At 61.5% G+C, this 19,971-nt stretch carries 24 protein-coding genes; 12 read left to right on the forward strand and 12 right to left on the reverse strand.

The genetic code is table 11. From position 1 onward, the window contains the following. Positions 1–14 precede the first annotated feature (14 nt). The 5 genes from can to ACP15D_RS04290 all read left to right on the forward strand — a co-directional run bounded on the left by can (position 15) and on the right by ACP15D_RS04290 (position 2,552). Entirely contained in the window at positions 15–662 is a 648-nt protein-coding gene (gene can / locus ACP15D_RS04270; protein WP_424956318.1) for a carbonate dehydratase, read from the forward strand. 167 nt (positions 663–829) lie between these two features. Further along, a complete protein-coding gene (locus tag ACP15D_RS04275) occupies positions 830–1,198 on the forward strand; it encodes a hypothetical protein (protein WP_424956319.1) in 369 nt (122 codons plus the stop codon). Between the two features lie 172 nt (positions 1,199–1,370). Then, positions 1,371–1,613, forward strand: coding sequence for a hypothetical protein (locus ACP15D_RS04280; protein WP_424956320.1), 243 nt, complete (start codon positions 1,371–1,373; stop codon positions 1,611–1,613). Between the two features lie 96 nt (positions 1,614–1,709). Beyond that, entirely contained in the window at positions 1,710–1,958 is a 249-nt protein-coding gene (gene rpsU / locus ACP15D_RS04285; RefSeq protein ID WP_424959167.1) for a 30S ribosomal protein S21, read from the forward strand. A gap of 312 nt (positions 1,959–2,270) precedes the next feature. Beyond that, entirely contained in the window at positions 2,271–2,552 is a 282-nt protein-coding gene (locus ACP15D_RS04290) for a hypothetical protein (protein ID WP_424956321.1), read from the forward strand. An 85-nt stretch (positions 2,553–2,637) separates the two neighbouring features. On the opposite strand, the gene ACP15D_RS04295 is transcribed toward ACP15D_RS04290, so the two are convergent. Continuing rightward, positions 2,638–2,847, reverse strand: a complete 210-nt coding sequence (locus ACP15D_RS04295; protein WP_072374248.1) for a cold-shock protein — start codon at positions 2,845–2,847, stop codon at positions 2,638–2,640. A gap of 343 nt (positions 2,848–3,190) precedes the next feature. Here ACP15D_RS04295 and ACP15D_RS04300 point away from each other — a divergent pair, with 343 nt between their 5' ends. Continuing rightward, positions 3,191–3,850: a hypothetical protein gene (locus ACP15D_RS04300; protein ID WP_424956322.1), complete on the forward strand. Its 660-nt coding sequence runs from the start codon at positions 3,191–3,193 to the stop codon at positions 3,848–3,850. A gap of 19 nt (positions 3,851–3,869) precedes the next feature. After that, a complete protein-coding gene (locus ACP15D_RS04305; protein WP_424956323.1) occupies positions 3,870–4,085 on the forward strand; it encodes a hypothetical protein in 216 nt (71 codons plus the stop codon). Between the two features lie 139 nt (positions 4,086–4,224). Here the strand turns inward: ACP15D_RS04305 and ACP15D_RS04310 are convergent, their stop codons facing one another. Both ACP15D_RS04310 and ACP15D_RS04315 read right to left on the reverse strand, forming a co-directional pair. Continuing rightward, a complete protein-coding gene (locus ACP15D_RS04310) occupies positions 4,225–4,434 on the reverse strand; it encodes a hypothetical protein (protein WP_424956324.1) in 210 nt (69 codons plus the stop codon). 353 nt (positions 4,435–4,787) lie between these two features. Beyond that, on the reverse strand, positions 4,788–6,125 hold the full coding sequence (locus ACP15D_RS04315) for a UDP-N-acetylglucosamine-peptide N-acetylglucosaminyltransferase (RefSeq protein WP_424959168.1): 1,338 nt from the start codon (positions 6,123–6,125) through the stop codon (positions 4,788–4,790). A gap of 250 nt (positions 6,126–6,375) precedes the next feature. On the opposite strand from ACP15D_RS04315, the gene ACP15D_RS04320 reads away from it, so the two are divergent. The 4 genes from ACP15D_RS04320 to ACP15D_RS04335 all read left to right on the forward strand — a co-directional run bounded on the left by ACP15D_RS04320 (position 6,376) and on the right by ACP15D_RS04335 (position 7,242). Beyond that, positions 6,376–6,555 carry a hypothetical protein gene (locus tag ACP15D_RS04320; protein ID WP_424956325.1) on the forward strand — a complete coding sequence of 60 codons (180 nt, stop codon included), beginning with the start codon at positions 6,376–6,378 and terminating at the stop codon, positions 6,553–6,555. 36 nt (positions 6,556–6,591) lie between these two features. Further along, entirely contained in the window at positions 6,592–6,813 is a 222-nt protein-coding gene (locus ACP15D_RS04325; protein WP_424956326.1) for a hypothetical protein, read from the forward strand. Positions 6,814–6,841: 28 nt separating this feature from the next. After that, on the forward strand, positions 6,842–6,982 hold the full coding sequence (locus ACP15D_RS04330) for a hypothetical protein (protein WP_424956327.1): 141 nt from the start codon (positions 6,842–6,844) through the stop codon (positions 6,980–6,982). Between the two features lie 77 nt (positions 6,983–7,059). Then, positions 7,060–7,242, forward strand: a complete 183-nt coding sequence (locus ACP15D_RS04335; RefSeq protein ID WP_424956328.1) for a hypothetical protein — start codon at positions 7,060–7,062, stop codon at positions 7,240–7,242. Between the two features lie 11 nt (positions 7,243–7,253). Here ACP15D_RS04335 and ACP15D_RS04340 read toward each other — a convergent pair whose 3' ends face one another. Next, positions 7,254–8,135 (reverse strand): transglutaminase family protein, encoded by an 882-nt coding sequence (locus ACP15D_RS04340; RefSeq protein ID WP_424956329.1) that lies wholly within the window; start codon positions 8,133–8,135, stop codon positions 7,254–7,256. A gap of 423 nt (positions 8,136–8,558) precedes the next feature. On the opposite strand from ACP15D_RS04340, the gene ACP15D_RS04345 reads away from it, so the two are divergent. After that, entirely contained in the window at positions 8,559–8,768 is a 210-nt protein-coding gene (locus tag ACP15D_RS04345; protein ID WP_424956330.1) for a hypothetical protein, read from the forward strand. A gap of 179 nt (positions 8,769–8,947) precedes the next feature. On the opposite strand, the gene ACP15D_RS04350 is transcribed toward ACP15D_RS04345, so the two are convergent. The 8 genes from ACP15D_RS04350 to ACP15D_RS04385 form a co-directional block, all read right to left on the reverse strand. Continuing rightward, entirely contained in the window at positions 8,948–9,637 is a 690-nt protein-coding gene (locus tag ACP15D_RS04350) for a response regulator (RefSeq protein ID WP_424956331.1), read from the reverse strand. Next, on the reverse strand, positions 9,634–12,321 hold the full coding sequence (locus ACP15D_RS04355; protein WP_424956332.1) for a DUF4118 domain-containing protein: 2,688 nt from the start codon (positions 12,319–12,321) through the stop codon (positions 9,634–9,636). The genes ACP15D_RS04350 and ACP15D_RS04355 overlap by 4 nt, the downstream gene beginning before the upstream one ends. 16 nt (positions 12,322–12,337) lie before the next feature. Then, a complete protein-coding gene (gene kdpC / locus ACP15D_RS04360) occupies positions 12,338–12,943 on the reverse strand; it encodes a potassium-transporting ATPase subunit KdpC (RefSeq protein WP_424956333.1) in 606 nt (201 codons plus the stop codon). 11 nt (positions 12,944–12,954) lie between these two features. Beyond that, the gene (gene kdpB, locus ACP15D_RS04365) at positions 12,955–15,003 is read right to left on the reverse strand and encodes a potassium-transporting ATPase subunit KdpB (protein ID WP_424956334.1); all 2,049 of its coding nucleotides are present in this window, start codon (positions 15,001–15,003) and stop codon (positions 12,955–12,957) included. A gap of 25 nt (positions 15,004–15,028) precedes the next feature. Next, complete coding sequence (gene kdpA, locus ACP15D_RS04370; RefSeq protein ID WP_424956335.1) at positions 15,029–16,732, reverse strand: potassium-transporting ATPase subunit KdpA; 1,704 nt, start codon at positions 16,730–16,732, stop codon at positions 15,029–15,031. A 32-nt stretch (positions 16,733–16,764) separates the two neighbouring features. Beyond that, positions 16,765–16,851, reverse strand: a complete 87-nt coding sequence (gene kdpF / locus ACP15D_RS04375; RefSeq protein ID WP_424959169.1) for a K(+)-transporting ATPase subunit F — start codon at positions 16,849–16,851, stop codon at positions 16,765–16,767. 338 nt (positions 16,852–17,189) lie between these two features. After that, the gene (locus tag ACP15D_RS04380) at positions 17,190–18,830 is read right to left on the reverse strand and encodes an ATP-binding protein (protein WP_424956336.1); all 1,641 of its coding nucleotides are present in this window, start codon (positions 18,828–18,830) and stop codon (positions 17,190–17,192) included. Between the two features lie 113 nt (positions 18,831–18,943). Continuing rightward, positions 18,944–19,408, reverse strand: a complete 465-nt coding sequence (locus ACP15D_RS04385) for a response regulator (protein ID WP_424956337.1) — start codon at positions 19,406–19,408, stop codon at positions 18,944–18,946. Positions 19,409–19,971: the final 563 nt, after the last annotated feature.

Below are 19,971 nucleotides of genomic sequence, written 5' to 3' on the forward strand. Positions count from 1 at the left end.
GAAGGGACGAAATAGTGGCCGAACTGGCAAAGCTGTTCGAGAACAATCGCCGTTGGGCAGAGGCCAACCTCGCTGCCGACCCGCAATTCTTCGAGAGATTATCCGAGCAGCAATCGCCCAAGTATCTTTGGATCGGGTGCTCCGACAGCCGCGTGCCTGCAAATCACATCCTCGGCCTCAAGCCGGGCGAAGTCTTCGTTCACCGCAACGTCGCCAACCTCGTCGTGCACACGGACATGAGTTGCCTCTCCGTGCTGCAATTCGCGGTCGAGGTTTTGAAGGTCGAGCACGTTATCGTCTGCGGACACTATGGTTGCGGCGGCGTCGACGCGGCATGCGGCACGCGTCAGTACGGCCTCATCGACAATTGGCTTCGCAACATCAAGGACATCTACGTTCGCCATCGCGATGAGCTCGAACAGATTGCAGATATGAAGCAACGCCGAGATCGCCTTTGCGAGCTCAATGTCGTCGAGCAGGTCAAGCACGTCTGCCAAACGACGATCGTTCAGAACGCTTGGACCAGCGGGCAGCCGCTGTCGGTCCACGGACTGATCTACGGGTTGCATGACGGACTGCTCCGCGACCTTGCCGTTCGCATATCCGGCGCCAAGCAACTGGAGGAGGTTTACCGCTTCAAGATGGGCGAGGCCGCCGAATAGCAGACGCGAACGCCCTCGCCCGCGGCCTGACTGCGGCCTGCATTACGGGCGCAGACGTCCCGTATCATCAAAAACATCAATGCCACAGATTGCATATATCAATTTCTGTAAGAGTGCCTCGGAAGGTACTGAAGGACCTTGGCCTTCCGAGTTGCGGGGAACCGATAGTGCTGGAGAGTGTCCTTCACCGCGAAATCACGGAGTCCGCCTTCGTCTCAATCCTGTGGGCAGCCATTTCGCTCGCCATCGGCGCCACATTTCAAATTGATGTGCTGCTGCCGGTGCTGTGGAGCCTGGCGATCTTTGCAGCGGCGGAGGCATCCCGCATCTGGCGCGGCACCCCCCTCAACGGCTCAAACTATTGGCGCCTGGCCAAACTGAGTGTCTGGGCGGCCATCGGCTATGCGACCTTTGTCGTCGGCCCCTGGTACCTTCTGCCGATCTCGCTCGCCTTCCTCGGTATCATCCTATTCGACGAAAATGCCGCCCACCGCTCCACACCAGAAGCCGTTAATCCAGAAGCACATCGACGCTAGGTACGGTGATCGTATCCCCAAGGCCCAGGCGGGATGCCTGGGAGGAACCCCATAACCACGCTAAGAGTCGACTCGGCGCAATCGAGGCTCTATGAAGGGTGCATCGTTGGCTACGATGCCCGGCCGCTGACGACTGGGAGCTGGATGCTCCTGCCTAAAAGCAGGAGGCTTCATGGTCAGCTCAGCGTGCTACTTCGACCCTACGCTTATTCGCAATATGGTGGCTGCTTTCGACGCGGCGATGGCGCGGCGCGTTCTTCCGTCGGACGACACTCCTACCGTTCGCTTCTTCATTGCACGTCGCATAATCGATGCGGCACGGGGCGGCGAGCGCGACCGTCATAGGCTCGAGATGGCGGCCGATTCATCGCCCACTGAGCAGCGCCTGCCGGTGGCGCACCGCTCGTCGACCTAGCGCGCCGACATCTCGAACCCGCGTCCCTGACTAGCATTTGCACAATTGCCGGCGTCTTCGCGCTGAGCGTTGACCATCAACGGAAAGGAAATCACCCTGCAAGTTCTCGTCCGCGATAATAATGTCGATCAAGCCCTAAGGGTTTTGAAAAAGAAGCTTCAGCGCGAAGGCGTCTTCCGCGAGATGAAGCGCCGCCGGTCGTTCGAGAAGCCATCAGAAAGACGTGTCCGGGAAAAAGCAGAGTCCATTCGCAGGGCCAAAAAGGCCGCGCGCAAGCAGGCTCAGCGCGAAGGCTTGCTCCCGATGCCCGTGAAGAAGCCGCCCATCGGTGCAGAGCGCCGATAAACGCCATTTGCTTCCTGTTTGGTTTTTGGTTGCCGCCCTTTGTGCCTCTCTGACGAAGAGCTTCGCAGCTCCTCGGCTGCAGCCCCGGCGCGCGGCATCCTGTCATGAGATGATGGCGTGGAGTGCCCCGGCATGACGAGCGCTTCTGGATCTTGGGTCAATTAGGCGCCATTGTCCCATGTCCTCAACAGCGTTAGCCAACCGGTAGGCCTAGCCTGCGACGTTGCAGACTTCGACGCCATAGGCACCATGAAGCGCTCGTAGCAGGACGCCGAGCTGTAACCAGCAATTTCTGAGAGTTTAAGTGAGGCCATGTCCGACTTTGCACGGTGGTCAAAGTGGTTCGCTTGCGGCAGCGAACTCGGAGCACACAAGACCAATGCGCTTGCGCTGATGGCATGGATCGCCGCGCGCGCTGCGAGTGACGGAACGGGTATTGAATTCGACGAACGTGCCTGGCTGTCGCTCACTCAGCAAACGGGATTGACCGCCGATCAGGGGCGCGAGGCTCTGGACACATTGATTGCGCATGGCCTGGTGACCACCGTGGGTCAGCAGATGCCAGCCCGGCTACTTGCGCGCGCAGTCCTCTAAATGAAGCGGTTCACTGCTCGGAACCAAGCAGTGACCGCAGCGATTGCAAGCGACGTCGGCCGGAGCCCAGCGCTCGCGAGCCCAGTTAGGCGAGCTCGATGTTCTGCACCGACACCTTGCCGGTCTTGCGGTCTTCCGCCGTATCGAAGGCAACTTTCTGCCCTTCAGCCAAGCCGCTGATGCCGGCCCGCTCAAGTGCGGTCGCGTGGATGAAAACGTCCTTGCTGCCGCTAGCCGGGGCAATGAAGCCATAGCCTTTCTGGGCGTTGTAGAACTTGACTGTTCCGTGATCCATAAAGTCCTCAATCGGAAAGAATTGCTAACGGGCCGGCGCGACAGGTCGTGCCGCGGCCGGCCCTATTTTTTTCGAAGCATGGTAGGTCTAAGGAAGCGAGGCGCCATGCGCCGCGGCTCGGTCATCCGGCCACAAATCGAATGATATTCATGACCGATTGCAGTCGCAAAAGCAAGCGTCGCTGCAAATATATTTCTTTTCAAAAGGATGCGCGCGGTGGAAAATCCGGTGGCAATGGACTTTTCGCCTTTCTATCCCTACATATAATAAATCACGGACAATTAAATTTGGCCTCCGTGCTGAGAGCTGCGCGCGCTCCCGCCTTCAACAGCGAGGGGAGCTAATGTCGGCTTACAACCGATCGTCTCGTGCAGACAGCAGCGTTGCGTCGGCTTCTTCCACGGATCGAGCGCGCCTGCGAGTTCCCAATTCGACCTGTATCGCTCTGGCGCTCGTGGCGGTGTTCGCTCCTCAGTCGCCCGCGGTTGCAGCGTGCGATACCGCCGGCATCGATGGCTACCCCGCGGAGCCAGTCGCGCACTGCGCTGAGGCTGAGATAACCGCCGAGGGCGGAAGCATGGCTGGGTGCGACGGCAATCTCGAGGAAATGGCGACGACGGGCGCAAATGCGTACGCCGCTAAAGGAAACCTGGCCGCGGCAGACTACGCGGGGCCGATTGGCGGCTTCTTCGATACCGCAGCTGAGCGGGAGAACCCGACGAACGCATGCGTCGTCAGCTGCCTGAAACTGCCGCTGGGCTCAAAGATCGTCGAGACGCGAGCCGCCACGACGACAGCCGCCTCGCAAACCACCCCTATGCGTCGCGTCTACGCCGTCCCGCGCAAAAGCATGCTCCCAGGCAATGCGGCCTACATTTCCAAGATCATCGTCGTCGAGAGCACGATCGGGCCGGTTGTCTGCATGGCCGTCGCGAACTGGCAGAACCGTCCCGCGGATCAGGGCTTCAGGTTCTACGCCTACTACGAGGCTTTGGCGGAATAGCCCAAGGAAGAGAGCAGTGATGCGGAGGTTCAGCGTGGCCAGCTTCAAGGTCGGACAGATGGTCGATTTCATGCCCGGCAGTCGCGCCGTTCCAGCCTCGGCGCGATCATACAAGGTGCTGCGTGTGCTTCCCAACGAGGGCGGCGAGCAGCTCTATCGCATCAAGACGATCGCCGAAGCGTTCGAGCGCGTCGCCAGGGAAAGCGAGCTTCGGCGCGCATCATCGCCGTTGTGACGGGCCGCGAATGAACCTGATCTGATGACAAGGGAGACCATACCGCAGATGGTGATCAACGGCCCAACAGGGCAGCACACCAAGACCTGCTAATCAGCCACCGCCGCTCGGTGGCGATGGCACTTCTGGGGACCGCTGGCTACTTCGGAGCAGCAGGCATCCTTCGCGTGTGATCCGTCATCTCGGCCCTTAGCCTATCGAAGAGGGGCTTGGCCGCCGCGTAGGCAGCGTCCTGATCGGCAGCCAATCCGAATTCGACTTCCTCGCCGTCGCGGTTCACCGACCAACGCCATCCCTGATTGGTATCGCTCGGGCCAATATCGGCAACCGTTATGTTCACCGACGTCATGTCGCTCGCTCCTAACCCGGCGTCGTCGGGTAGAGAACGAGGACCACTGCTACGAAAACCAAAGCAGTGACCAACGGTACGACCCACAGCGGCCGCGGCTTGCGCGCTGATATCCGAGCGACACGATCCTGGCTCATGATGTCGACACCCGCAGCATCTTTATGCCTTCGCAGACGGCGAGCACGAGATTGAAGATCTGAGGGTTGCTGTGTTTTGGACGCATGTGCGCTCCTATTCTGCCATACAGGCGGGAGCACAAGCATCTCTCGGTCGCAGGCGCCTGCGGGGCGAAATACCTACGATGCGGCAACCTTATGCTGCTTCGGTAGGCTTGGCAAACGACTGGCCGACCATCACGACCTCGATGTCCAGATGGGCGCGTGAGGCATGCCATCGCTATGGCGCTGCCACATCGCTGTGTAGAGCTCTTCCAGAGCCACAGTGTACGCTGCAACGTCGAACAATGGTGTCGTCAAGCGATTGCGCTCTAGCTTTGCCTTGCAGGCCTCGAAGAGTTCGATGTCGGCCGCCAGAGTCAGAGCCACCGCGAAGTAATCCTCCTCGCTTGTAGCGATCAATTCGGACAGTCCGACCGCGTGCAGCAGACTTCCCGCAACGCGCGAGGGGAACGTCTCTCCCGCGCACGTCACAACCGGTACGCCCGCCCAGAGAGCATCACTTGCTGTCGTGTGCGCACCATAGGGTGAGGTGTCGAGAACGAGGTCGGCGAGTTGCAACCGGTGGAGGTGCTCCCCCTGCCTCATATCGGGTGCAAAGATGAGGCGGTCGGGGGACACACCCCGGCGCAACGCCTCGCCGCGCAGATTGCCCTCCGCCTGCTCGGCGCACAGCAACCACAGAACACTATCAGGCGTGGCTTGCAGCAGGCGGCACCACAGATCGAACACCGGCGGTGTGAATTTGTAGGCCTGATTGAAGCAACAGAAGACAAAGCCAGCTTCAGGCAGCCCGACCTCAGCGCGCGTCGGCGTCTTTCCAAACAGCTCGCTTCGGCCGTGCGGCTGATAGGAATGCGGCATGTACGCAAACGACTCGGAGTAGTCCGAGGATGCCGCCAGCGGCGTCATGTAACGGTCAGTGATGAGATAGTCACAAATCTCGCCGCCCAGCGTTCCCGGGTAGCCGAGAAAGTTCACTTGCACGGGAGCCGGGCGCAGCATCAGCACGCCGGTCCGCGCGCCACGCGTAAACCCCTTCAAATCGACGAGGATGCCAATTCCGGCGCCATGGATAGCCTGGGCGAGTTCTGCATCGTCGAGGGCCGACACGTCGTGAAAGACATCGAACGCGGTCCTGAGGCGACGGCGCATCGCGCCCCCGTCGTCGACGCCGAACGAGAAGGCGTGCAGCTCGAACCGCTCCCGATCGTGCGCCTCGATCGACTCGATCAGCAGGCGCGAGGTGGCGTGTTCATGAAAGTCGTTGGACAGGTAGCCGATGCGGAGTTTGTCCGGCGTCCTCTTATCGTGTCGAAACGCGAGCCGGTCGCGCTCCGGCAAGCTTGCCGCCACGCGGTCGCGCGTCCAAAGCTCCGAGCAGTCACGATGCTCCCTGGCGTTGATGCCGGGCACCGACAAGAGGAGGAAAGGAGAAAGTTGGCCTGATCGCGCTCTCCCAATGGCATCACGTGCCCGCGTGGTCGACTGGGCAAACTCGTCCCACTCGCACATTTCGCGGCTACGGCTTTGAGACTTCAGCGCGTCCGCGCCGGCCATGGGTTTGTAGGCTTTCCGCCAGAGTTTCTCGTCTGCCGAACCGCCATGCAACATTGCAGCCAAGCCGCCTTGCTACGCCACCAACGGTGCTGCGGATTCGACTTGAGGCGACCCTTGAGCTATGGTCGTTCATCACGCGCTACGACCCCCGGGCGCTCGTGACTGAGAGCGACGAGTGCTCCCGCCTAAAAAGCGAGGAGCCTGCGTGGAACGCTCGAGCGGCATTTCCAAAGCCGATCTTCTCGAACCGACGATAGCGACACTTGAGGCGGACGTTGACGCGATTCCCGCCTCTCGCAGCCAATCCATCCGCTACCGCGCACGCACATCCGCATCCCTGCCGACGTCGGCTTTCTCGAAGCGCCTCGCTATCGAAGATCACTGACAACCGCGATGAAGCTGACCTTTGGAGCAACGAGCTATGGCAAGACGGCCCGCACCCGTTCACAAGTTCAAGCTGGGGCAGATGGTCGACTTTGTCCCCTCCAAGACCGGAGTGCCGGCATCCGCGCGATCCTACAAGATCGTTCAGCTGCTGCCAGCCGAGGGTGGGGAGCGTCTCTATCGCATTAAGACTGTGGCCGAAACTTTCGAGCGCATAGCACGCGAGAGCGAGCTCCTGCGCACGGCCTCACCAGTCTGAGCAACTGAAACCAGCAAAGGAGACCACGATGGCTAAAGGACAACAGAAGTCCAACAGAGAAATTAGAAAGCCGAAGAAGTCGACCGCCCAGAAGGCAGCGGCGACAAGTCCCGCCACTGTTACGTCCACCTTCGCCATCCCGTCGCACAAGACGACCAAGAAGCGCTGAGATCATCGGATACGAACTCGAACCCCGGCCAAAGCACCCACCTGATGCGGTATCACAAAGCGGTCGCGATAACGAAAGTGGAAGCACGGTGGATCATGGACCGCCGCTGCGATGCCTTGTCTGAAATCGTGGTCGTTTCGCGAGGGGAGCGCTACTACGACGTGCGCGCGATGACCCAGCTCGAGATCGACGCATTCCTCGAAGATCTGGTGCGGGCCGAGTTCGCACAATTGGAAGCTGCCAAATATCCCGACAACTGAAAGACGAGCCGCTACCCGCCATTGCTCGCGACACGTACCGAGACCGACATTCCGAGGAACGCATCAGTCATCCCCACGAAGCTGCCGGCCACGGGGACAGCCTGCTGGATGTTGCGCGCCACAGCCACGGGAATGAGATTGGCGCCGCCGACGCTCCGGTTCGTCGGATCAAAGGTAATCCAACCCGCCCCCGGCACGTAGACCTCGGCCCAGGCATGCGTCGATCCTGCATCGACTGAGCCTGCGAGAGCATTGTCAGGATTGTAGAGGTACCCCGAAACGATCCGCGCGCCGAACCCGAGGCTGCGCACCGCTTCAACGAACAGCACCGCAAAGTCACGACACGATCCCCAACCACGATCCAGAGTCTCGGTTGGAGTCTGTGTGCCCTCGTCCTCCCGGCTTTGATAGCTGACCCAGGCAGAAACGCCGATGCTCAAGTCTTTCAGAAGCGAAAGCGTGTCTGTCACATCGCCGCGGACAAATGCGCGCGACCAGCTATGCAGCCGGCCTGCCGGGTCCACGTATTGGGGAATGGCCAGGGAGCCCAGATCTATCCAATCATCAGCCAAATAGCGAAACGGGTAGGAAGCGGCATAGGCTGCAATATCGAAGATTGGCCAAGCCGCCGCATGCAGCTCGATCTCCGACACACTGCAAATGTCCAGGTGATCAGACCAGTTCTGGAGCGTGGCGGTCGCTACTGCATTGCCGAAGACGTCATGGGCCCATGTCAACGTCGCCGCCGGAGTGACGCGCACATCACTGGAGATCAGCCGCACATCGCGGCTCTCGCGCGGGCGAAGCATCAGCCGATGAACTCCGAGACTCACCGGCAGGCGGTAGCGGTAAGACGTCCGGTGCTCGATGCTCAGTCGGATAACACGCTCCATTGTTGACTGGCTGCACCATCACGACCCGATGGGATCATGCTCTTGCGGTAACAGTGTAGCACGTCCTGGTCACCGGCTCGCGCTTCGCAGGCGCTGGCGGCGGAGACATGAGAGAGCACCCGCCTGAAATGCGGCAAAGGGAGCAATTTCCGTAATCCGATGACGACACGCCCAAAATGGGCGGCGCTTCTGTCGAAGAAATGCCCCAGTTGCTCCATTTCCAAGCCGCGGCAAACACGTATTTCTTCTGGAAAGCCGAAATAGGTGAAAGTCTATTTGTGATTTCTCGACATATGCTTTGAGTCGGCAATTTCAAAATATTTCCGCAGGGCCTGTTTTTAATTCGATCCCACCCCATATATCAATAATAGTTTGGGTGATTCCATTCAGATTATACTGAACCTAACATTTTTGGTGATTTCCATGGCAGAGACCGCACACGCGACCGCAGGGACAAACGGCCCCGGCATGCGAGGTGAAATCGCGGCCAAGTGGGGCAAGTTCAGCTCTGCTGAAATCGCGGCCCTGAAGAACAAGGACGATCTCGTGGCCCAGGTACAGACGAAATACCAGCTTGAGAAGGCGCAAGCCGAAAAGGATGTCGATGCCTTCGCGAAGGGGCGTCAGCTCTAAGCACGAGGCATTGCGCGGCTGGCGGCTCCTCGGCGCAGGCTGAGGGTCGCCGCCGGTTGCCCATCGGCCTGCGGTCGCTGCAACGTCTTTCTATCATCGACTATGTTCGTCGCTGCTCGGCCCTGTCCTATTGCCAGGGCTTTCTCGGTTATGGACGAGACGATGCCGGCTCTACGGCCTCAATCCGCGGCCATGCGATAGCCGATGCCGAGTTCCGTCAGGATAACCACCGGCTCCTCCGGATCGTCCTCGATCTTCTGTCGTAGCTGCCCGATGTAGACGCGCAGGTACTGCGTATCTAGCGCGTGCGCTGGCCCCCAAACTGCCGTCAGCAATTGCTTGTGCGTCATCACCTTGCCGGCGTGACGCGCCAGCAGCACAAGCAGATCGAACTCGCGCGGGGTCAACTTGATCTCGGCGCCCTTACGGGTCACGCGATGGCGGTCCGTATCAAGCTCGATCTCGCCGATCCTCATGATCGGCGACTCCGGCTGGGCTTGCCTGCGGTGGCGAAGCGCGGCGCGCAGCCGAGCCATCAGCTCACCCACGCCGAAAGGCTTGTTGATGAAGTCGTCGGCACCGAGATCCAAAGCCTCTATCTTCTCGGCCTCGCGGTCGCGTGCCGACAGGACGACGATAGGCACGCTCGACCACTGGCGCACCTGCCGGATGACGTCCTTGCCGTCACCGTCGGGAAGGCCGAGATCGAGCACGACGACCTCCGGAGGCTCGCGCGCAATGCGCCTCGTCGCCTCCTCAACGCTCGCCGCAGAGCTTACCTCGTAGCCGTTGGCCTCGAGCGCCGGCTTCAGGAAGCGCAAAATCGCCGCTTCGTCATCGACGACCATGACTTTTATGCGCGCCATCATCGCCCCTGCCCCGCGAGCGGAAATCTCATCACCACGCGTGTGCCGCGCCCCTTCTCGATGGGGCTTTCAGCCGTGATGGATGCCCCGTGCGCCTCGACGATCCCTTTTGCGATCGCCAGTCCAAGTCCGGTGCTTTCCCCGCCGTCGGCCAAGGCCCGTCCGGGCCCTTCTGCGTGTACGAATTTCTCGAAGATATGTGGAAGTGCCGCCTCAGAGATGCCAGGCCCGTTGTCGGTGACACGTAGCGAAAGCGACTTGTCGTCAACGATTGCATCGATGACGACGCGGGTGTCGGGCAACGTGTGAATGACGGCGTTGCCGACAATGTTGGAGAGAGCCTGCTCGAGCAGCCTCGCGTCGGCATGCACGAGCGGAAGATCGCCGGGAAGGTCCACCTCGATTTTCTGTCGGGCCCCGCGGCGGCGCGCAGCACTGGCAACCCTCTCGGCAATCTCACGGACGTCCACCCAATCCTTTCGAACCTCCAGCGCTCCAGCATCGATACGCGTCATCGACAGCAGATTGCGCACCATCTCGTCCAGCACTTCTGCCTCGCCCTTGACCTGGCCAAGCAGCTCCAGCTTCGTCTTCGCGTCGAGCTTGTCACCATAGTCGATAAGGCTCGTCGCCGAACCAAGTATCGACGCAAGCGGCGTGCGAAAATCGTGCGATATCGATGCAAGCAGCGTGTTGCGTATGCGCTCCGTCTCCGCCGCACCGCGCGTGCGGACGATCTCCCGCGACAACGACGCGCGATCGAGGGCTGTCGCAGTCTGCTCGGCCAGCGCCTCGAACAGAATGCGGGCCTCAGGATCGAGCTTCTCGCCGTCATCACCGAGACCAACGCCGATGACGCCAAGGACGCCGTGCGCCGTGCGCATTGGCAGAAACAACCAGCCTACCGACGGAAGCGTTGCCGTGTCAGCGCCGGCCGGCTCGTCGTGCTTCAAGGCCCAGCGTGCAGCCATCATCTCGCCGGTTCCGAGCGCCTCCAGCGGCGGCCATGCGGCGGCGATCTCGGGCTCCTCGTTGGCGCCAAGCAGGATCACCGTCGGCCGCGCGAGACTGGCGTGGATGGCGCCCACGGCAGCGTCCGGGATGTCCTCGAACGTGGCGATGGCAGCGAGACGCCGCGTGAACTCATAGAGGCGGCGCGTCGCGCGCATGCGATCGGCAGCCAATCTCGCCTGCTCGCGCACGCGGCCGGCGAGCGTGGATATGACCACCGCGACGGCCAAGAAGACCATGAGCGCCAGCAGCTCATGCGGCTCGGCCACCGTGAAGGTGTAGAGGGGCTCGATGAAGAACAGATTGTAGGCGAGGAACGACAACACCGAAGCATAGACGGCGGGCCAAATGCCGAACGTGACGGCAGAGGCCGCAACCGCCAGCAGAAAGATCATGGAGATGTTGGGAAACGTCGTCAGACGCGTCAATCCTTCGCCGACGCCGACAGCAACAGCGACAGCGATCGTCGCCCAGAGGAAGGAGCGGGGCTCCAGCGACTGACGCCTCGGCACCGGAAGCGCGCCGCGCGCCCTCTCGCGCTCGCGGCTGGTAATGACGTGCACCGCCACACCATCGGCGCGGCGAAGAAGCTCATGCGGCAGCGAGCGCCGCAACATCTCTGTGACGAACCCGCCGCGCGAGCGCCCCAGCACAATTTGCGTCACGTTTTCAAACTTGGCAACGCGCAGAAGCTCGGCAGCGATATCGCTCGCGGTGAGCGTGCTCGTCTCGGCCCCGAGCGTACGCGCAAGTTCGAGTGCTGCCTCGACGTTGCGCCTTGCCCCGGCATCGAGCTGCTCGCTGGGGCGCTCGACAGTCACCGCCATCCAGGGCGCATCCATGACGTCGGCGAGACGCTTGCCGGCCCGGACGATGGAGACGGCATCGCGATCGGGTCCGATGCAGGCAAGAATACGTTCGCGCGCCGGCCACGGTCCTTCGATCGCTTGCGCCCGCATGTGCTCGATCAGGTCGGCATCGATGCGCTCGGCAGCGCGCCTCAGCGCTAGCTCGCGCAGGGCTGTGAGATTTTCCGGCTTGAAGAAGCGCTTGCGGGCTCTGTCCGCCATATCTGGGACGTAGACCTTGCCCTCGGCGAGCCGCTTCAGCAGCTCGTCCGTCGGCAGATCGACCAGCACGACCTCATCGGCATCCTCGAAGACGTAGTCAGGCACAGTCTCCCGTACCTTCACGCCCGTGATCTTCTGCACGATGTCGTTGAGCCCTTCGAGGTGCTGGATGTTCAGCGTCGTCCAGACGTCGATGCCGGCGGCAAGCAGCTCCTCTACATCCTGCCAGCGCTTCGGATGCCGGCTGCCGGGAATGTTGGTGTGCGCCAGCTCGTCGATGAGCAACAAGCCCGGGCGGCGCGCCAAGGCCTTGTCGATATCGAACTCAGAGAGGATCTTGTTGACGTAGATGGCCGGCTTGCGCGGGATGCCCTCGAGGCCTTCCACCAGCGCTTCGGTCTCCCGACGCCCGTGTGTCTCGACGAGTCCAACGACGACGTCGCGGCCCTCCACCTTCGCGGCGTGGGCGGCACTCAGCATGGCGAACGTCTTGCCGACACCGGGCGCGGCACCGAGGAAGATCTTCAGGCGTCCGCGACCGGTCGCCTTGGTAACGGCGAGGATGGCGTCCGGCGAGGCTCTCTGCTTTGGTGTCGAAGCGGGCATGGCCTCGCCAGATTTCCTATGGGGCGCCGAGGCTATCGAGCGCGAGGTTGAGCCGCAAGACGTTGACCTTCGGCTCGCCGAGCACTCCTAACGCGCGCCCTTCCACTTCCCCGTTAACGAGGCGGCGCAAACGTTCCTCCGGCAGACCTCGGGCCTTTGCGACGCGCGGAACCTGCATCAGCGCGTTCTGGGGCGAGATATCCGGATCGAGGCCGCTCGAGGACGTGGTCACCGCGTCGACCGGAACTGGTCCGTCGACACCTTCCTTGCGCAGCTCATCGACACTGCCCTGTACGCGGTCGATCAGCTTCTTGGTGATTGGCCCGAGGTTGGAGCCAGTCGATGCCGCGGCATTGTAGGGCGCATCGACCGTCTTGCTCGGGTCGGACGGGTCGGCACCGCTAGTAGCCGACGGGCGCGGATGGAAGTAGCGCTCCGAAGTGAACGACTGGCCGACGAGGCTGGAGCCGATCACCTTGCCGTCTTTGCGGACAAGGCTGCCGAGTGCCTGATCCTGCATCATGACCCAGGCGACTCCAGAGACGGCAAGCGGATAGACGACGCCGGTCAACACAGTGAAGCTGAGCAGCATGACCACTGCGACGCGCAGTTGCTGAAGCATGGCCTTTTCTCCTAGACGAGGTGCAGGCTCGAGACCGCAAGGTCCACGAGCTTGATGCCGATGAACGGCGCGGCGAGACCGCCGAGGCCGTAGACGAGAAGATTGCGCCGCAGCAGAGCCGCAGCACCGATCGGCCGGTAGGCGACGCCCTTAAGTGCCAGCGGAATGAGCGCGACGATGATCAGCGCATTGAAGATGACGGCGGAGAGAATTGCGCTCTCCGGTGTCGCCAGGCGCATGATGTTGAGCGCACCGAGCTCAGGCAACGAGGCGACGAACAGCGCCGGAATGATGGCGAAATACTTCGCGACATCGTTGGCGATCGAGAAAGTCGTCAACGAGCCCCGCGTCATCAGCAGCTGCTTTCCGATCTCGACGACTTCGATGAGCTTGGTCGGATTGGAGTCGAGATCGATCATGTTGCCAGCTTCGCGCGCCGCCTGCGTGCCCGATTGCATGGCAACCGCTACGTCCGCTTGCGCCAGAGCCGGCGCGTCATTGGTGCCGTCGCCGCACATGGCGATCAACCGGCCCTCCGCCTGCTCATTGCGGATGTAGCGCAGCTTATCCTCCGGGGTCGCCTCGGCGACGAAATCGTCGACGCCGGCTTCAGAGGCGATGGCGGCCGCGGTCACCGGATTGTCGCCAGTGATCATCACCGTCTTGATGCCCATGCGTCGGAGCTGCGCGAACCGCTCTTTGATATCCGGCTTCACGACGTCCTTAAGATGAATAACGCCGAGAAGGCGGTCACCATCGACAAGGCCGAGCGGCGTTCCGCCGGCGCGCGCAATTCGGTCGACGGCGGCACGGAATGCCGGTGGCTCGGCGACGGGCTGCGTTCCATTGGCGAACTTCAGCACCGCATCGACCGCACCCTTGCGCAGCTTCCGCGTTTCGATGTCGATGCCCGAAAGACGGGTGCTCGCCGAGAACTCGATGAAGCCTCCCTGAGGTACGTTGGCCGGCAGCGCGAGGCCGTATTTCTCCTGCGCCAGCGTCACGATCGAGCGCCCCTCGGGCGTCTCGTCGGCCAGGCTCGCAAGCAGGGCTGCCTCCGCGGCTTCACGTTCCGAGACGCCGGGCACAGGGACGATCTCCGTGGCCAGCCTGTTGCCGAACGTGATGGTACCCGTCTTGTCGAGGAGCAACGTGTCGACGTCGCCGGCCGCCTCGACGGCGCGCCCCGACATGGCGAGCACATTGAATCGCAGCAGTCGATCCATACCGGCGATGCCGATGGCCGAAAGCAGCCCGCCGATGGTGGTTGGGATGAGCGTGACGAGCAGCGCCACCAGCACAGTGACGGCAATGTTGGTTCCCGAGTAGGCGCCAAGACCCGTCAGCGTAACCACGGCGATGAGGAAGACGATGGTCATACCCGCGAGCAGCACGTTGAGCGCAATCTCGTTCGGCGTCTTCTGCCTCTCGGCGCCTTCAACGAGCGCGATCATGCGGTCGAGGAAGGAAGAGCCCGGCGAGGAGGTGATGCGCACGATGATCCAGTCGGACAACACCGTCGTGCCGCCCGTGACTGCGGAGCGATCACCACCGGCTTCACGGATAACGGGCGCCGATTCGCCCGTCACGGCTGCCTCATTGACGGAGGCGACACCTTCTATGATCTCGCCATCGCCGGGGATGATCTCGCCCGCAACGACGAGAACGTTATCGCCGGGGCGCAAGTCGAGCGCCGAGACGGTCTCATGGCGTTCGCGGTTCTTCGGGTCCAAGAGGCGATGCGCCAACGACTCGGTGCGCGTCTTGCGCAAGGATTCGGCCTGTGCGCGGCCGCGGCCTTCGGCCAGCGCCTCGGCGAAATTGGCGAACAGCACCGTGAACCAGAGCCACGCTGCAATCTGGCCGCTGAACGCCGCGGGTTGGCCGGTGATCAGATCGCGCGCAAACAGAACGGTCACCAGCGCCGATACGGTCGCCGTTACGAACATCACGGGGTTCTTGATCAGCGCGCGCGGGTCGAGCTTGCGGATGGCATCGGCCGCGGCGCGCCACAAGAGCGAGCTGTCGAACGAAGCGGAGTTGTAGAGCTTGCGGACCATGAATGAGGTCTCCTGTAGCAGCAGGTCAGAACGTCTTGCCGGCAAGCATCTGGAAATGCTCGGCGATGGGGCCGAGTGCCAGTGCCGGGAAGAATTCCAAACCGCTGACGATGACGATCACGCCTGCGAGCAGAGCGACGAAAAGGGCGCCGTCGGTGGGGAAGGTGCCGCCGGAAGGTGCGAGCCTCGGCTTCGCCGCGAGGGAGCCAATGATCGCCATCACCGGCACGATGATGCCAAACCGGCAGGCCAGCATGGTGATGCCCATCGTCGTGTCGTACCAGGGCGCATTGGCGGTCAAACCCGCGAATGCAGAGCCGTTGTTTCCCGCGGCGGACGAGAAGGCATAGAGGATCTCGCTGTAGCCGCGCGGGCCGGGGTTGTTGAGGCCGGCGAGAGCTGCGGGCAGCACAGCCGACACCGCGCTGAAACCTAGAATGAAGGCTGGCATGATGAGGATGGCGAGCATGGCCATCTTCACTTCCTTGGCCTCGAGCTTCTTGCCGAGATACTCGGGCGTGCGTCCCACCATCAGCCCGGCGACGAACATGGCGATGATGGCAAACACGACGAGCCCATAGAGGCCGGAGCCGACACCGCCGGGAACCACCTCACCGATCTGGATCAGCACCAGCGGTACCAATCCACCGAGCGGCATATAGGAATCGTGCATCGAGTTGACGGAGCCGTTCGAGGCACCAGTGGTGAATGTCGCCCATACCGCGGACTGCGGGATGCCGAAGCGAACCTCCTTGCCTTCCATGTTGCCGCCATCAACGCCCATGGCATGCACGAACGGATTGCCTGCCGCTTCGGCCCAATAGGCGATGGCGCAACCGGCCAATAGAAAAAGCATCATTACGCCGAGCAGCGCCCACCCCTCGCGCTCGCGTCCGATCATACGTCCGAAGGCAACGGCCAGCGCGAGGGCCAGGGCAAGGATGGCCCAGGACTCGAGCGTGTTGGTCCAGATGTTGGGGTTCTCGTAGGGATGGGACGAGTTGACGTTGAAGAAGCCGCCGCCGTTGGTGCCAAGCTGTTTGATGGCGAGTTGGCTGGCGACCGGTCCCTGCGCGATGGTCTGCTTGGCACCTTCCAGCGTCGTCGCATCGACGTAACTTGAAAGGTTCTGCGGCACACCGAGCGCTATAAGTGCGAATGCCATGACGATCGACAGGGGCAGCAGCACGTAGAGCGTAACGCGGGTGAGATCGACCCAGAAGTTTCCAACCGTCGTGGCGTTTGCACGCGAGAATGCGCGCGCGAGCGGAACGATGATCGCCATCCCCGTCGCGGCGGAGACGAAGTTCTGCACCGTCAGCCCGACCATCTGGCTGAAATACGAAAGCGTTGTCTCGCCGCCGTAGCTCTGCCAGTTGGTGTTGGTGACGAACGAGATTGCCGTGTTGAAGGCGAGGTGCTCGCTCAGGGCGCCGAACCCCTGCGGATTGAGCGGCAGGAAGCCCTGCAGCCGCAGGATGGCGTAGAGCAGCACGAAGCCGGCGGCATTGAAGGCGATGAGCGAGGCCACGTACTGCAGCCAAGTCTGCTCGCGGGTCTGATCGACGCCGGCGAGCGCATAGATGCGTTTCTCTACCGGGCCAACCGCCGGGGTGAGAAAGCAGCGCCTGCCATCCATGACTGTAGCAAGGAACGACCCTAAGGGACGCGCCGTCAGCAGGACGAGCGCGAGCATGATGGCGATCTGAAACCAGCCATTGAGTGTCATAGGTTTTGTCCAAGTTGCGCGGCGGCGCGCGCTCAGAGCTTCTCGGGATGGAGAAGCGCGAAGACGAGATAGATCGCGAGAAAAAGGGCGACGACGCCGCCGAGGATGAGATCGAGCATCACCGGCCTCACTCTTTTGCCGCCCAGCGCGCGTAAAGCTGCATCAGGGCGAAGAGCACCAGCCCGAGCGCGAGGTAGGTTAAGTCCAGCATGTAGTCCTCCTGTCGCTACCGACGTTGAGGAGCTAAGGGGTCTCACATAAGGATTCGATATGGATTTCGGGGCACCGGCGTAAGGCCCGCGTAAAGGCCGCATGCAGAGCCGCCTCCATTCACGGCGCTATCCTACGCGGACGACGGTAGGTCGCCGCCCTTTCCGTTGCATGGACTTGTCTTCAGATCGTCGCGAATGCCAACCGTGCCTATCCCGCGGTGACCAGCTGCGAGAGCACCAGCGGCTCAGGCGACCGCGTCATGCTTTGGGCGCGTCTGCCTCTGCACCTCGGCGAGCAATGCATCCCAATCGACAGGCTTGCCAATATGGCCGTTCATGCCAGCTGAAAGGAAGCCCGCTATCTCATCGGACAACACGCTTGCGGACATCGCGACGATGGGGACCAATCCCTTGGCACCGGGCAACTGGCGGATCTTCTTGGTGGCAGCGATGCCGTCCAGAATGGGCATCTGGATGTCCATCAGAATAAGATCGTAGAGCTTCGCCTCGGCCGCTTTCACCGCTGCATCGCCGTCCAGAACCACGTCGACCCGATGGCCCGCGCGCTCGAGCATCGCAGTCGCAACCTCTCTGTTGAGGTCGACATCCTCTGCGAGCAAGATCGAGCGTGGGACGAATGCCCGTCTCCTGCTGACTTTTTCACTGTCGGCCGCCAATGCTGCCGCAGGTTCCAACGGAACGCTGAACCAAAAAGTTGACCCTTGGCCGGGGGTGCTCTCTACGCCAATCTGTCCCCCCATGAGGGTTACCAGTCGTTTGCAGATCGCGAGACCTAATCCCGTACCCCCATACTTTCGGCTGATAGAGCTATCGACCTGACTGAAGCGTTGGAACAGGCGATGCATGTGCGCGGGCTCTATGCCTATGCCCGTGTCAGAAACCGCAAATCGAAGCACCGTTCCGCCATCACCTGGCACATCGGTAATTTTGACCGTCACTCCGCCATAGTTGGTGAACTTGACCGCGTTGCTCAGGAGATTGAGCAATACCTGCTGTAGACGCTGAGAATCTCCGAGATAGGAGCCGCCTGCCAGCCAGGGAGCCGCCGTGATCGCGATCGACAGATCGCGCCGGTTAGCGATACTCGACATCATTGAAACGCAGGTTCGCGCGAGTGCCACTGGTGAAAACGGAGCTAGCGACAATGACAGGCGCCCCTCCTCGAGTTTGGAATAGTCGAGGATGTCGTTCACGATGGTCGTAAGGGCCGCCGTAGAATCTTTGATTTTACGCAGTTGGACACGTAGTTCGCCAGCAACGTCCCTCTTCTCGAGCAGAAGCTGCGCAAAACCAGAGATGCTGTTCAGCGGTGTGCGAATTTCGTGGCTCATGTTGGCGAGGAACTCAGACTTCGAACGGGTCGCGGCTTCCGCTAGGTCTTTTGCCCGGATGAGCGCCGTCGCAGCGACACGCTGTTCTGTCATGTCGCGCAGCACCACCGTGTAGACTGGCTGACCATCAAGCATGAGCTTCGATATCGATGCTTCTGCAGGAAATTCCTCTCCGTCTTTCCTGCGGGCAAAGATTTCCTGTCGGTCAGCCATGCGACGCGCAGCAACATTGCTCCGCTCGAATTCGCCAATGTACTTATCGTGTTTGCCCCGAAACCTCCGCGGCATCAGAATATCCAGCGGCTGCCCCAATACTTCGCCTGTCGAGTATCCAAATATCTTCTCTGCCCAGGTGTTGAACAGAGTGACCCGTTGCTGGCTGTCCACCGAGATGATCGCGTCTGCAGCTATCGACAGGATGCCGGACAGGCGTGCTTCCGAAGCGCGAAGAAGCTCGTGACGGCGATGGCGCTCTTGGTCACTTAGATTGATCACTCTGGCCGTCACGAAAGTCAGCATGATGAGAAGGATCATGCTCAAGGTCGCCAGAAGGGTAAGCGCTAGGGCCGAAGTGATATAGCCGTTCTGTTCAGCCAACACGCACAGCATACCCACTACAGTCGGTACTATGATCGCCGCTGGCAGCATCAATACTCAGGTATGACCAGAGCTGCTGGGGCTGCAACCAAACCATGTTCACGCCAGATCGCGTGGGCCGCATCGAGCCGCGTCGCTGCCGTGCCACGTTCGAGCTGAGTCTTGACCACTTGCAGCATCTCGGGAAAGTCGAGCGGCTTCTGAATGATCACATCGAACGAACTCTGGGCGCCGCCGCTCGCCATCAGTCCCGGAGAGTCAGCCGTGATGGCGACGAGCCTTGGAAGCGCGCCTTTGTCCATGAGTTTGCGCAGCATTTTGGCCGACGCCAGGCCGTCTACTTCGGGGATGTGATAGTCGACAATGGCAAGGTCGTAGTGGCCCTGCAGCAGCTCATTCACTGCCTGCAATCCATCGCTAGCGACACCGACGTCGTAGCCGTTCTTCTCCAGGACAGACTTGAGAGCATCTTGCTGCAGCTCATCGTCTTCGACGACAAGGATCCGAGAGGCCATGGCTTCAGTGCCCTTGTTATTCCGCATACTGTTAGTCCGTGTACCCTAACGTACCGTGAACAGACCCATGCGCTGACTTTCGACTTTTGGTCAAGGTGCGGCGGAGCCGGTCGGAAGCCACCGGCGTCAGCCGGCGTCTGCTTGTGGCCGCTTGCGAGTGGTCTGTGCTGGATTAAGGTCATTGACCACGCACGGACCAGCTTCCGATTAGCTTTGAGCGTTCGACGGACGTCGCTGTAGCGCGGAGTCGGCTGTCGATGGTAGAGCGGTCTCAGACAGAACCGGGCGAAGTGGCCTTGCGTTGCTTGGCCTCGACTTCCGCAAACTCGGCGTCGCGCGCGCAGCTCTTTCGGCCGATGACAAAGGCCAACGCGCACGTCTGCTATCGAGATACCCTGCTCGTCACATTCCCGCCGGCGGATGCAGACGGGCCGTCAGCGGCGTCCGTTCAAGATCGAAGCGAGGATGCGGCCCTATCGTGGGCGCGTATGGTCGGGCAGAATCGGTCTGCCACGCGAGGCTCCCACCTCGAACGAGGTCGAAAGCCACTTCGACTCCGCGGT

This window comes from Hyphomicrobium sp. 1Nfss2.1 (genome assembly GCF_965243865.1).
Classification (GTDB): domain Bacteria; phylum Pseudomonadota; class Alphaproteobacteria; order Rhizobiales; family Hyphomicrobiaceae; genus Hyphomicrobium_A.